Here is a 13,994-nt window from a genome sequence, read left to right as displayed (position 1 = left end):
TCCACGGCGGCGCTCCCGGAAGTCAGATGTAGCTGCGCAGGAATTCGGCGAGCGCGCAGATCGCCAGGCTTTGTCCGTACGGCATCGAGGTGAGCGCGATGTCCTTGTAGAATTGCAAGGTGTCCCCCATCGCGGTGCCGAAGCTGACCTGCCTGAGTTCGCCCGTCTCGTCGATATGGGCGAGCACGCCGCGCACCGCCTTGATGCCGACCGCTTCATACTGGCGCGGGAGGTAGCCCTTCCGCACCGCCTTGAGGATGCCATAGGCGAACCCCGCCGTCGCCGACGCTTCGAGATAGCTTTCGGGATCGACGATCAGCGTGTGCCACAGCCCGGTTTCGGCGTCCTGCGTCTCGGCCAGCGTCTTCACCTGCGCGGCGAGCGTGTCGATGAGGAAGGTGCGCAGCGCGTCGCCGTGCGGCAGATCGAGGATCTCGATGATCTCCGGAATCGCGATCGTCACCCAGCAATTGCCGCGCGCCCAGAGCGCCTCGGCGAAATTGTGGCGCCCGTTGAAGTCCCAGCCGTGGAACCACAGCCCGGTCTTCTTGTCGAACAGATATTTGATGTGGACGAGGAACTGGCGCTCGGCTTCCTCGACATAGTGCGGGCGATTGAGCAGCAGCCCGATCTTGGCGAGCGGCAGCACCGACATCATCAGCGTGTCGTCCCACAATTCGCCGGGATTCTCGTCGTTATAGACGATGTGCTGGAAGCCGCCGTCCTCGGTCTTGGGCAGGCCGTCGGGCGCCATCAGCCATTCCGCCCAGGTGTCGAGATAGGGGATGTAGCGCGGATCGGGCGCATGTTCGTGGAGGTAGGCGAGCGTGATGAACGGCGCCATCGTGTTGATGTTCTTGGTCGGCGTGCCCTCGGCGAAACGATCCTCGAACCATTGCTTGATGATGCCGAGCGCACGCGCGTCGCCGGTCTGCTCGTAATAGCGCCACATGCCGAACAGGCCGACGCCGTGGGTCCATTCCCAGCCGGCCCAGCCCTTGGTGTCGATGATCCGCCCGTCCTCGAGATGGAGCAGGAACGCGCCGGTTTCGTCGGTGATGGAGAGGAGATTGTCCATCAGCCGACCGATCGCCGCCGTCACCTGGGTGCGCGGGATGTCGTGGGTGAGAGCGGCCAAGGGTATCTCCTGTTACTTGCGGGTCGGGGCGGGGCGCGCGGTGGCCGACAGGCCGTAATCGCGCGCCATGTGGCGATAGAGATCGAGAAAGCGGGGATCGGCATCGTAGCGGCCGCCATGATCCTCTGGCAGGGTCGGGGCCGCGCCGGATGCGCCGCCGGGCGCCTCCGCGCCGTTGGCGCCTTGCGACAGCAGGTTGGGCCTCGGCCCTTCGCCGGCGTTGACGCCGTTGCGCGTGAAGATCGCTTCCTGATGCCGGGTCGGTTCCCAGATGAAACTGCCCCAGCCGGCGCGATGGCCGTGAACGAGATCGTTCAGATAGCGTTTGCGCGAGCTATATTCGATCGCGAAGAAGCCGTGATCGGGATAGCGCCGTTCGAACGCGTCGAAGGTGCGCGCCCAATCACCCTCGGCCGCCTGCTGGTAGCAGGAGAAGCCGGTCGCATCGAAGCGCACGCCACGACGCAGCAAATTGTCCATCCACGCCTGCACGATCGGCCAGTGGCGCCCGAGATGGTTGTGCAGCGCGATCTTCGCGCCCGGCACGGCTTCGCGCGCGCCGGCGATGCCGGCCTTCAGCAAGGCGGCGAAACGATCATAGCCGCCCGCGCCGGCGACCTGCATGTGGGTGCGGTCGGTGACGGGATTGCCGGTTGGGATCGTCAGCGGCACGCGCCCGTCGGGCCAGAGCATTCCGAACGTGGTCTCGTTGCCGATGATGATGAGATCGGGCGCGGCGCCCACTGCCGCCATCGCCGCCAGCGAATCGCGGCTATGCCGGTGCACCGCCTCGACCAGCTTCGGGAAGGGCAGCCCCGCCCATGCCGCCGGCTTGTCCTGATGCTGGGGATCGGCCCAGGTATCGGAATAGTGCAGCGTCAGCGAGAGGTGGAAGCCCGCCGCCTTGATCCGCCGCGAAAAGTCGATGACCTGGGCGAGGCCGCACCACGGCCCACCCGGCTTGCCGCGCGAATAGCCGTTCGCGGGATCAACGAACAAGCGCAGCTTGATCGCGTTGAAGCCGGCATCGCGGAAGATGGCCAGCGGATCGCGCTCGATGCCGCCTTCGTAATAGCGCGCGCCCGCCGCTTCGTCCTCGGGCACCCATGAGATGTCGGCGCCGATCAGATAGGGCCACGGGCGCGTTGCGACGGCAGCGGCGCGCGTCGCCCCCGCGAGTAGCAGCCCGCCCGCGCCGACTCCCAGCGCGCGCCGCGAGAGCGAGACGGCGCTCACTTCAGTTCGGCCGGAGCACGCGGCGCGGCGACCATACGGACGGGAACGCCGCCCGCCACCGTGCGCAGCGTGACGAGCTTCACCGCCTCCAGCGCGTCGCCGGGCGCGCCGTCGCTGGTGACGGCGAGCGCGATGACATTGTGGCCGTGATGATCGAGGATACCCTCGGGGATCGGAAAGGTGCGCTGCGGGCCGACATGCGCGATGAACTGGCCCATGTTCCAGCCGTTGACGAACAGCAAGGCGCGGTAGCGCGCGGCCGATCGCGGTGCCGCCGGATCGCCGAACGAGACGCCGATCGTCGCATCCTGCCCCTTCGGCACCGCGAGATCGAAGCCGGTGCGGTACCAGGTGGTGCCGGCCTTCGCCGCTGCGGCGGGGAGCGTCGCCGCCGCCCACGTCCGGTCATCGAAGCCCGGCAGATGCCAGCCCTGTCGCTCGCCATATTGGCCGCCGCTGTTGGCCGGGCCGCGCGCCGGATCGGGCAGGTCTTCGCCGCCGCGCCGGCCCTGGATCCGCCAGGCGATCGGGATGCCGAAGCTGCGGCCGCCCGGCGCTTCGAGCGATGCGGAGATCAGGCCGCGCGCTTCCTTGTGGTAATCGTCGGCGTCGAGATCCCAATTATGGCCGTCGTTGCGGATCATGATCGACAGGACGTGCTCGCCCGGCGCCTGTGCGGTCGCGGGAAGCGTGAAGCGCGCGCCGCCGGTGGTGATCGGGCGGGGCAGGCCGCCGGGCAGTTCGTCCTGCCCGACGAAGACGCCGTCGAGCCAGACCTGTACCAACCCCGATCCGCCCGCGCCGTAGAACAATGCCAGCGTCTTCGCATCGGGCGCGCCGGTGAAGCGGCCACGATACCAGACGTCGCCGTCGTGGAAGCCGTAGGAATCCATTCCCATGTTGGGCTGGCCGTCCGGGCGCGCGGTGATGCTGGCGCTGGCTCGGGTGTCGACCGCTTGCCAGTTGGCGTCGTCGAAGCCCGGCGCGGTTTCGGGAACGCCGTCGGCGGTGCGCCAGTGGGCGAGCGCGGGCAATGTCACGGCGGCCGGGCCGGCGAGCGGGCGGATCGCGGCGAGGCTGCCGGCGGGGGTCGCTTTCACCGGCACGGCGCCGTCGTTCCAGCGCACCGCGCGTACGGCTTTCGGTGCCCACAGCTCGAGCGGCGTGTCGGCGGCGGTGTCGCCGGTCAGCGCCAGCACACCGCCCCGGCTCTCCGCCGTGCGGACGAGCGCCGGGCCGCGCACCAGCACCGGCCCCGCCGCGCTGTCTTCGCGCCAATATCGGACCGCCTCGATTTCGTCGGCGAGGATCAGTGTGAGCGGCGGGCGGCCGCCGCCACTGATCCGCACGACCGCGCGGCCGGCATGCGTGTAGCCGAGCTTGAGATCGCCCGTCGCGGCATCGAACACGCTCGTCGCCGTGCCTTCCACCACGACGACGGTGGGCGCGGAGGCATAGCGCAGCACGGTCTCGCCCGCCTCACCGGCGCGCCCGTAGAGCAGCAGCAGCGCGGCGTGGTCGATCGTCTGCGCGCTTTGCAGCTCGGAGGTCGAATAGACCAGCCGCTGCCCGGCGAGATCGACCCCGGCGACCAGCCATTTGGCATCGAAGCCGTCAAGCCGCAGCGGCAGGGTGTACCGGCCGTCGGGGAGATCGGCGGTGACGGTGAAACGGTCGTCGCTCCGCGCGTTGGAGGGCTTGTGCGTCACCAGCAGGAAGCGTGCGTCGCTCTCGGGGTTCCGGTTGTGATAGACCTGGATGGCGGGGGAGGAGATCGCCACCGGCCGCGCCGGCACCATCCCGGCGAGATCGGGCACCGAGGCGATAAGGCCGCCGAGCTGCTTGAGTTCTCCGGCTTTCTCGCGGATGTCGCGCGGTTCGGAGATCGCCGCGCCATAATCATAACTGGTGAACACCACCGGCGCGGGCAGCCAGCCCCAACTCGTACCGCCATAGCCCATGTAGAAGCTCTGGATGCCGATACCGTTGGCGAGATTGGTGCCGTAGAACACGCGCTGGAAACGCTTGCCGCGCTGGATGGCGTTGCAATCATAGCCGCCGTTCGATCCCCAATAATCGAACCAGCCGCCGCCGAATTCGGCGAGGAAGCCGGGCGTGTCGGGCGATGCCGAGGCGCCGCCCTTCGCGCCGCCGGGGCCGTAAAAGCCCCAGTCGGGCGCGGCGACGTCGCGGGTCGGCTTGCCCTGCACGGTGCAGGTGCCGCCCGGATAGCCATCGAACGCGTAGAGATCGTTGGGGCCGTGGACGACCCGCGCGACCGGCGAGCCGTCGGGCACCCAATTGCCGTTGCGGCCCTGATCGTTGTGGAAGATCGGCACGGTGATGCCGTCCGCGCGCGCGTGCGCGTACAGATGGTCCATGTAGCGCCGCTGCGACGCGGTGGTCGCGGACAGTTCGTTCTCGATCTGGTGGAGGATGACGGTGCCGCGATGCCCCTTGCCGTCGCCGTTGATCTGATGGCGGGCGATGATCGCGTCGATGCGGCTGGTCCATTCATCGACGGCGGCCAGATATTGCGGATCGTCGGTGCGGGCCTTGGCGCGCTGGTTGACGAGCCAGCCGGGGAAGCCGCCGCGCGACAATTCCGCGTTCACATAGGGGCCGGCGCGGGTGATGACGTAGAGGCCCGCTTCCTCCGCCATCGTCAGCAGCCGATCCATGTCGCGGATGCCGCTGAAATCGTACACGCCCTGCTTCGGGCTGTGATATCCCCAGTCGAAATAGACGGCGACGGTGTTGAAGCCGCTCGCCTTCATCTTCTGGAGGATGTCGCGCCACAGATCGGGGCTGGGCAGGCGGAAGGGGTGGAACTCGCTCGACCAGATCAGCGTGCGCTTGCCGTCGATCATCAGCGAGCGCGCATCGTAGGAGACGCGGCCGAAGCTGCGGACCGGGGCGGCGAGATTGGCGGTCGGCTTGGCGACCTGCGCGGTGGCGGGCGACAGGAGGCAGGCCGCCGTCAGCAGCGCGGCGAGCGTTCGACCGAGCGGCGTGCGCGCGCTTCGGCGAAAATGCGTTTGCGATGCGCGTTCGCTCATTGCCCCTCTTCCCGCCATATTATGAAATAGCATTCCGTAATATGGGCAATGTACTGGTGGCGCGTGTCAAACGTCAAGCACGGAACAGCGGCGTGCGCGCGATCGACAGGCCGGGCGCGTCCGCGAAGACGAAGGGCGGGCGGCTGTCGGGCGTGGCGGTCTCGGCGGTGAAGCGGTCGATCCGCAGCCGCTCGGCGTGGCGCACCCACAAGGCCCAGCACGGCAGCGCGCCGAACATGCTCGGCTCGGGATAGGCGCTGGCATGCTCCTCGGGCACGGCGCGCGCATCCTGCGCCGTGCCGCCGCCGCGATAGGACAGGTGGATGCGGCTGAGCGAGACATCCTCGATGCGGTGGCCGGGCAGGCCGGCGATCGCGGCGGGAAAGCGGTGATCGATGCCGCGCGCGTCGATGTCGCTGATCGTCACGCCCCGGATCGCGCCGACGCCGGTGCCCTCGGGGCCGCGCCGGCGGTCGCCGAGCCGCAGGAACAGCGGCGCGGTGGTCACGTCGCGCATCGTCAGCCGGCGGGCGACGACGTTCTCCATCACCCCGCCATCGACCGTTTCGAGTGCGAGGCCACGGCAATGTGTGAAGCTGCAATCCTCGATGCGGACGTTGCGATAGCCGCCGTTCGATTCGGTGCCGAGTTTGATCCGCCCGGTCACGCGGTCGCGGTCGGGCGCGAACTGCTGGGTCGTGCGCCGGGTGCCGTCGAGCAACGATCCCATGTCATAGCCCGACACGGCGCAGTCGCGGATCACGATGTCCTCCGCCGCGACCGCGCGACCGAGCGCGAAGCTGCTCTTCACGACGATGGCGTCGTCATTGGGAGAATTGACGCGGCAGCGCTCGACGACCACGTCGCGCACGCAATCGAGATCGATGCCGTCGCGGTCGGTGTCGATCGTGAGGCCATCGATGCGCAGCCCGCGCGTGCCCGTCGCCAGAATCGCGAAATGCCCGCCTTTCAGGACCGAGAAGCCCGACAGGTGGATGTCGCGCCCGCCGCGAAACGCGATCGCCTTGTTGCCGAGGCCGATCATCCGGTTCCAGTCGGGTTCGAGCGCCGCGATCTCGCGCGCGCTCATCCCGCGCATCGACAGCGGGCGCTCGCCGGTCTGCGCCTTCCAGCGCGCGCCGGGGCCGTCGCGGGTGAGGCCGGCGCCGTGGATGAGCCCAGGGCCGACGATCGCGACTTCGGAGACGTCCTCGCCCCAGATCAGGCTGTTGCGCCAGTGGCTGTGCCCGAAATCCTGATAAAGTTGGTCGCTTCCCGCCTCGGGCACGTCGTAGCGGCCGGGGTGGCGCGCGAGGTCGGCCGCCTCGATGACGGCGCCGGCGGCGAGCAGGAGCGTGACGCGGCTCCTCAGCCGGATCGAGAAGGACAGGTAACGGCCGCGCGGCACGACGACGGTGCCGCCGCCCGCCCGCGACGCCGCGAGAATGGCGGCGTTGATCGCCGGGCTGTCGATCGTAACGCCGTCGCCGCGCGCGCCGTGATCGCGCACGTCGAAGCGGCGGGCGAGGTGCCGCGTGAACGGCAGCGCGGCGGCGGGCATCAGCGCCAGGGTCGCGAGCATGCCCAAGGTGAGATCGCGGCGGTTCATCCACATCGCTTCAACTCCCCGCCGGACGATCGGCGGCGCGCGCGGCGCTCGCGACGATCGCCACCTCGGACGGCGCGGGTGGATGCGCGGGCGAGAAACGCGGCATGACGACGTGCGACGCGAGCGCGGGGATGGCGGCGCGAATCCGCTCGGCAACCGCGCTGGCGAGCAGCCAGGCGCCGTAATCGTCATGATGGGTCAGATCGGCGCCGTCGTTCGCGAAGGCGCGGGGCGCCACGGTCGGCCCGAGCGCCTCGTAGATCGCGCGGCTGTCCGCGTTGAGGTCGATCAGCGGCACGGCCTGCGCCTGCGCCAGGGCGCGCACCGCCTGCGGATAGCCGCCCAACGTTTCCTTGATCCGCCCCCGCGCGTCGAACGTGCGTCGCTCGGGCGAGGTCACCAGCACGGGGAAGGCACCACGCCGCCGCGCCTCGGCGATATAGGCGGCGAGATAGGCCGGGTAGGTCGTATCCGCCGCCACGTAGGTCTGCGGCCATTCCGCTTTCTGGTCGTTATGCCCGAACTGGATGAACAGCCAGTCGCCGGGCTTGATCCGCGACAGCACCTTGTCGAAGCGCAGATCGGTGAGGAAGCTCTTGAGCGTCGCGCCCGAGCGCGCATGGTTGGCGACCGCGACCGTATCGTCGAGCATCGCCGGTAGCATCTGCCCCCAACTCGCATAGGGTTCGGCGGACTGGTCGGTCACGGTGGAGTCGCCGACCAGATACAGCGTCGGCGCAGTCGCCGGCACGATATCGACCGAGGTCACGCGCGGATCGCCGAGGAACTCCAGCGTCAGCTTGTCGTCCCAGGTATATTCCGCCCGATCGCGCGCGTCGATGCGGACCGTGGCGCCGCCGGGCGCGCTCTGCGGCGGCGGGGGGAGCGCGGGGGTCCGCACGTCGACGAGGAAGCTGCGCGTGACGAACTGTCCGGCGCGCGTCGCGACGCCGCGCAGCATCAGCCGGCGCGCTTCCGCCTTGACGGTGGCCTCCGCCGCGACGCGGCGGTCGCCGAGCCGCACGGTGACGCGGTACAGCCCCTCCGGCACCGCCACCGAAAAGGCGAAATCGGCGGCGGACCCGCCCGGCTCGACCCCGTGCCCGCCCGCCCGATACGGCTGGCGGTCAGGCGCATTCGCCGACAGATCGAAATGCAGCGCGCCCGCCGGCGAGGCGGCGGCGAGCATCAAGGCGAACGCGGCGTTGACGGGCATCGGGCATCCTCTCCGCCGGGTATCCAAGCGGCCACCGCGCCCGACGGGCTTCCGTTTGGTCCCATAAAGCGCTGATAATTTCCATATTTAGGGAATATCTGCGCGTCAATGGAACTTTCCGGCTTTTCATACATCCGATTTTCAACCATATACATCAACTATGTTCCACAATGTAAAACATTGGGACAATAAAGTTGCTATCAAAGGGGAGGTTTGGCGTGGCGGGTACGTTCCAGAAGACATCGGCGTGGCTCCATTGCACGTCCGGCGCGGCACTGATGATCGCCGCCGGGCTCGCGCTTCCCGCCCACGCGCAGACATCCGCCGAGGATGGCGGTTCGCGCCCGGTCGCCACGCCACCGTCCGACGCGGAGGTGCAGGATATCGTCGTGACGGGGTTCCGTGCCTCGCTCGACAGCGCGCTCAACCTCAAACGCTCGCAGACCGCCGCGGTCGATTCGATCGTCGCCGAGGACATCGGCAAATTCCCGGATTCGAACCTCGCCGAATCGATGCAGCGCATCCCCGGTGTCGCGCTCGCGCGGGGCGACGGCGGCGAGGGCAAGAACATATCGGTGCGCGGCCTCGGCGCGCAATTCACGCGCGTCCGCATCAACGGGATGGAAGGCACCTCGCAGACCGGCAGCTCCGACATCTACGGCGCGGGCAACACGGGCCGCAGCTTCGACTTCAACGTCTTCCCGACCGAGATCTTCTCGTCGCTTTCGGTGCGCAAGACGCCGTCCGCCGATATCGAGGAAGGTTCGCTCGGCGCGACGGTCGATCTCGCCGCGCCACATCCGCTCGACCAGAAGGACGATTTCGTCGCCGCCGCGACCGGACGGGCGATCTACGGCGAAATCTCCAAGCGCGCCGATCCGCGCGTGTCCGCGCTCATATCGAAGAAATTCGGCGAGGGCCGGTTCGGCATCCTCGGCTCGGTCGCGTACAACCAGCGCCACCTGCGCGAAGTCGGCTATTCGGCGGTGGATATCCTGTCCGCCAACACCAACGGCGGTTTCTGCTCGCCGATCGGCGCGCCGATCAACACCGCCGGGCAGACACCGGCACAGCTCGCGCTGCGCGGTGTCACGGCGACCAACTGCAGCACCAACAATCCGCGCACCGGCAGCCTTTCGGCCTACAACGCGATCGTCAACGCGCGCCGGGCCGACGCCCCCAACACACCGGGCAGCGGCGCGTTCTTCCCGCGTATTCCGCGCTACCTCAACTCGACGCAGAGCCAGGAGCGGATCGCGGGCACGCTGACGCTCCAGTTCAAGGACGGCGACGATACCGACATTTCGCTCGACCTGCTCTATTCGCGCTTCCACGTCATTCGCGACGACAATTATCTCGGCGCGATCTCGTTCGGCCGATCGGCGTCGAACGATGGCCAGCCGATGACCTCGGTCACCGACCTGCAATTGTCGTCGCTCGGCTCGGTGCAATATGGCGCGTTCAACGGCGTCGATATCCGTTCGGAGGGGTTGCACGCCGATTTCACCTCGACGTTCAAACAGGCCAACCTCAACTTCATGCACCGCTTTACCGACCGGCTGAAGATCACCGGCAAGTTCGGCCTCAACCAGTCCGTGTTCGACGATCACCAGCGCGTGCAATATTTCATGGACGCGATCGATAAGGGCTTCACGCTCGATTACCGCAAGGGCGGCACCACCCCGTTGCTCGGCTTCGGCTTCGACGTGACCGACCCGGCCAATTTCAACTATGCGCCCGGACTCGCCGACGGCACGGTGCTCGGCGGCTTCTCGCTCCAGGGCAAGCCCGCGACCACGACGACCGACGGCTATCTCGCCGAGTTCGAGGCGGAATGGGAGATCAATGACGCGCTCACGCTGCGCGGCGGCGCGCAATATCGCCAATCGAAGCAGTCGGGCATCGACACCCGCTATTACACCGCCGACACGCTGGTGAAGCCGCTGCCCGCCGGCACGTCGCTTGCCAGCATCTCGTCTCGGATCACCGATTTCGGCGCCCTTTGGGGCAATGGCGCGCCGGCGAGTTGGGCGACGCTCGACTGGAAGAAACTCTACGACACCGCCAATCTCGGCGCATCGCGAAGCTGCACCATCGAATGCGGCAGCCCCAAACCGATCGTTCGCGAGGAGGAGAAGAGCGCGTTCGCGATGGGCGTGTTCGATCTGACCGATACGATCGGCTTCGGCGTGCGCGGCGATGTCGGCGTGCGCTACATCAACACGCTGCAATTCTCGTCGGGCTATGTATCGACCGCGAGCGCCGCCTCGCCGACCGGCGTGACCGGCCTCTATGGCGCGGTGACGCGGAGCTATGACGACTGGCTGCCCTCAGCGAACATCGTGTTCGAGCCGATCCGGAACCTGCTGCTGCGCGTGTCCGGCGCCAAGGTGATGTCGCGCCCGGAACTGGGCGTGCTCACCCCGACGAGCGGCGTCAACCCGGTCACGCGCACCGGCACGGTCAACAACCCGCTGCTCGAGCCGATCCGCGCGAACACCTTCGATGCCGCGCTCGAATGGTATTTCCGGCCCGGCTCGCTGCTGTCGGCGGCGTTCTTCTATAAGGACATCAAGACCTATATCCAGAGCGTGACCAGCCTGGTGCCGTACACGGACCTCGGGCTACCGGTGGCGTTGCTCGACGGCAGCAACACCCAGCCGACCGAGCTGTTCAGCGTGACGCGCCCGGTCAACACGCCGGGCGGCAAGCTCAAGGGCGTGGAGATCAACGCGCAAGTGCCGTTCAGCTTCCTGCCCGGTGTGCTGAGCAATTTCGGCGCGCTCGGCAATTACACCCACGTCACCTCGCGGATCAATTATTGCCTGACCAGCGTCGCCGGCGTCTGCACCGTCACCACCACCAACGATCTCGTCGGCCTGTCCAAGAACACCGCCTCGGGCACGCTCTATTACGAGGATCGCCGGTTTAGCATCCGCGGCACGATCAACTATCGCGGGCCGTTCATCCGCGGCATCCCGGCATCGGCGGGCAGCGACCTGCAAGGCAATGCGCAGACCACGTATGTCGACGCCTCAGCCTCGTACAATATCACCGAGAATTTCAAGCTCATCATCGAAGCGCAGAACCTCACCGACGAGCAGAACCGGCTCTATACCGACAGCCAGCGCAAGGACACCTTGTACCAGACGCGGGTGGGCCGCACCTTCGCGGTGGGCGTCAACGCGCGTTTCTGATCGGGTTGGTGGTGGGCGCCATCGCGGGTCGAACGGCGCTTATCGGCCCGGCCCGTCGATGATGCGGAATTCGCCGCTACAGTGGAGCATGCTCATCAGATAGAGCATGCCGTCGAAATAACGTTGCTCGCCGGTCGGCAGCGGCATGTCCCACAGCGCCTTGAGGAACGCCTTGGAATTCGCGCCCGGCGTCGCGGCGAATCCGCCGACCGCGGCCGCCGCGACCATGCCGGGCGAGTGGCGCGTCGAGAGCGGCGTGCCATCGAGCGTGTAGCGATCGGCGAAGCGGTCGATCCCCTGCGCGGCGAGGAAGCCCTGCACCCGGTCGCTGAGCGCGCGCTGGCGCGCATCCTTGCCCCACCAGGCGTAATCGACCGACCAGTTGCTGACGGTGCGCCAGCTATCATAGCCGAACGGATCGGGCTTGCCGTCGCGCGTCAGCATCGTCGATCCATCGAAATGGCTGCGATCGGGAGCGAGGCCGGTCTTCGGGTTGGTGACGGTGACGAAGAACGCGCGGCTGACATCGGCGGCGCGCGCCCAGAACGCGCGGTCCTCGGCCGGACCCCAGCGCGCCCACAGTTCGTAGAAGGCGGGCAGATGGTACGAGGCGTCGGTGCCATCGACGTTGGTTTCGGCGACGAAGCGCACCATCATGTGCGCCTCATCGACCATCGGCCCGACCGTGACGGGGCGCGGCGTGCGATCGGGGCGGAAGGGCGGCCAGGGTGTGCCCGCTTTCGCCGCTTCGACGGCGGCCGCGCGATTGTTGGGGCTGGGCCACGGCCGGTCGGGCTGGACGAACGGCGCGTCGCCGGGGTGGATGCGGAACGGCGGCGTGCCGGTCAGGACTGGATGGTGGCGCATGCCGCGCAGGATTTTGTCGGCTTCGGCCTGATAATCATAGATTCCCTTGCCATTGCCCCAACGCCGCGCGGCGAACAGCAGTGCCATCGCATAATATTCCTCGCCATCGGGCGCGGCGCCGGTCGAGCGCGGCGAGCCGTCGGTCGCCATCGACCAGGCGAAATAGCCGACCGAGGGGTTCTTGGGATCGGTGACGAGCATGTACGTCTTCGACCAGTTCCACAGCGCGTCGAACTCGCGCTTGTGGCCGAGCTGGACCGCGATCATCATGCCGTAGCTCATGCCCTCGGTGCGCGCGTCGTTGTTCGCCCAATCGGTGACATACGCGAGCGGACCGTTGGCGTTGGCGCCGGTCTCGAAATAAACGCGCTGTTCCTGGCCGTCGCCGTGGAAGAATTGCTGGAACGCCGCCTCCATCTTCGCGCGCGCCGCGCCGGGGGCGGTGCCGAGCTGCTCGGCGAACAGATCGCGGTACCGGTGCGTCTTGAAAGCGCCCTGGCCGTCACCGGGGAAATGGGGCGCGGGCGCGGCGGTCTGCGCGGCCACCGGGCTGATCGCCAGCAGGGCAGCGGCGATCGCGGTGGTCAGGATCGTGCCGAGCGGGCGATTGATGGCCATTGTGCATCCCCTTCCGGAAACCGCCGACGTCGGGCCGGTCGGTACATTTTGATAGCGCAACCATAAAGCACTGAGGGCGAAGCGCAATCACGCTTCCACGAAGTCACTTGGCCGCTATGATATCGGTAACGCGCCGCCAATGGCCGAGTCATAGGAGAGACCTGATGCGCAAGACCGGATGGATGCTGTTGGCCTGTGCCGCGCTGGTCGGCAACGCGCCCGCGCAAGACCCCGATCCGGTCCCGCCCGCCAAGCTCGTCGCGATCCCGTTGTGGGCCAAGGGGCCGCCGGGCACCGACTCGCGCCCGGTCACGCCCGAAGTCGGGCGCGATTATTGGGTGCGTAATATCCGCACGCCGTCGCTGTTGGCGTTTCCGGCGCTGCCCGCGCACAACACCGGCGCGGCGATCGTCGTCATTCCCGGCGGCGGCCACAAGATCCTCGTCTGGACCAACGAGGGCACCAAGGCGGCGGTCGCGCTCAACCGGATGGGCATCTCGGCGTTCGTGCTCAAATACCGGCTCGCGCGCGAGCCCGGCTCGCCCTACTCGATCGAGGGGGATGCCGCCGATGACGCGCGCCGCGCGGTGCGCTGGGTGCGCGCGCATGCGGCGGACTATGGCATCGATCCGGCGCGGGTCGGGGTGATGGGGTTTTCGGCGGGCGGCGAACTGGTCTCGCTGATCGCCGACAATACCGAACCCGCCGGCCGGCCGAAGACCGATGCGATCGATTCGCTGTCGGCGCGGCCCGATTTCCAGGTGCTGGTGTTCCCAGGGCCGCTCGGCATCCCCGGCACGGCCGCCGCGAGCGCGCCGCCCGCGTTCATCACCGCCGGCAGCCTCGATCCGTGCTGCGCGGCGCCGTCGGTCGCGCTTTACGAGCAGTTGCGCAAGGCTGGGGTGGAGGCCGAACTGCACATGTATGCCGACAGCGGGCATGCGTTCAATCTCGACGAATCGAACCGGATCGGCATCCTGCACTGGCCCGACCGGCTCAACGACTGGCTCGCCGATAGCGGCTGGCTCTCACCGCGCCCGCCGAAGCGGTGACG

At 67.9% G+C, this 13,994-nt stretch carries 8 protein-coding genes; 2 read left to right on the top strand and 6 right to left on the bottom strand.

Annotation, left to right across the window (positions count from 1 at the left end; genetic code table 11):
- Positions 1 to 22: 22 nt before the first annotated feature.
- The 5 genes from bglB to PX554_RS04240 all read right to left on the bottom strand — a co-directional run bounded on the left by bglB (position 23) and on the right by PX554_RS04240 (position 8,258).
- Complete coding sequence (bglB, locus tag PX554_RS04260; protein WP_275499260.1) at positions 23 to 1,138, bottom strand: beta-galactosidase BglB; 1,116 nt, start codon at positions 1,136 to 1,138, stop codon at positions 23 to 25.
- Positions 1,139 to 1,150: 12 nt separating this feature from the next.
- On the bottom strand, positions 1,151 to 2,374 hold the full coding sequence (locus PX554_RS04255; protein WP_275499258.1) for a glycosyl hydrolase 53 family protein: 1,224 nt from the start codon (positions 2,372 to 2,374) through the stop codon (positions 1,151 to 1,153).
- Positions 2,371 to 5,433 (bottom strand): glycoside hydrolase family 35 protein, encoded by a 3,063-nt coding sequence (locus PX554_RS04250; protein WP_275499256.1) that lies wholly within the window; start codon positions 5,431 to 5,433, stop codon positions 2,371 to 2,373. The genes PX554_RS04255 and PX554_RS04250 overlap by 4 nt, the downstream gene beginning before the upstream one ends.
- Before the next feature lie 73 nt (positions 5,434 to 5,506).
- On the bottom strand, positions 5,507 to 7,042 hold the full coding sequence (locus tag PX554_RS04245) for a rhamnogalacturonidase (protein WP_275499254.1): 1,536 nt from the start codon (positions 7,040 to 7,042) through the stop codon (positions 5,507 to 5,509).
- Positions 7,043 to 7,052: 10 nt separating this feature from the next.
- A complete protein-coding gene (locus tag PX554_RS04240) occupies positions 7,053 to 8,258 on the bottom strand; it encodes a rhamnogalacturonan acetylesterase (protein ID WP_275499252.1) in 1,206 nt (401 codons plus the stop codon).
- Between the two features lie 218 nt (positions 8,259 to 8,476).
- On the opposite strand from PX554_RS04240, the gene PX554_RS04235 reads away from it, so the two are divergent.
- Positions 8,477 to 11,455 carry a TonB-dependent receptor gene (locus PX554_RS04235; protein WP_275499249.1) on the top strand — a complete coding sequence of 993 codons (2,979 nt, stop codon included), beginning with the start codon at positions 8,477 to 8,479 and terminating at the stop codon, positions 11,453 to 11,455.
- A 39-nt stretch (positions 11,456 to 11,494) separates the two neighbouring features.
- On the opposite strand, the gene PX554_RS04230 is transcribed toward PX554_RS04235, so the two are convergent.
- The gene (locus PX554_RS04230) at positions 11,495 to 12,940 is read right to left on the bottom strand and encodes a family 8 glycosyl hydrolase (protein ID WP_275499247.1); all 1,446 of its coding nucleotides are present in this window, start codon (positions 12,938 to 12,940) and stop codon (positions 11,495 to 11,497) included.
- Positions 12,941 to 13,104: 164 nt separating this feature from the next.
- On the opposite strand from PX554_RS04230, the gene PX554_RS04225 reads away from it, so the two are divergent.
- On the top strand, positions 13,105 to 13,992 hold the full coding sequence (locus PX554_RS04225) for an alpha/beta hydrolase (protein WP_275499245.1): 888 nt from the start codon (positions 13,105 to 13,107) through the stop codon (positions 13,990 to 13,992).
- Positions 13,993 to 13,994 lie beyond the last annotated feature (2 nt).

This window comes from Sphingomonas pollutisoli (assembly GCF_029167165.1).
Lineage (GTDB): Bacteria > Pseudomonadota > Alphaproteobacteria > Sphingomonadales > Sphingomonadaceae > Sphingomonas > Sphingomonas pollutisoli.
This window is presented reverse-complemented; position numbering and strand designations above follow the sequence as displayed.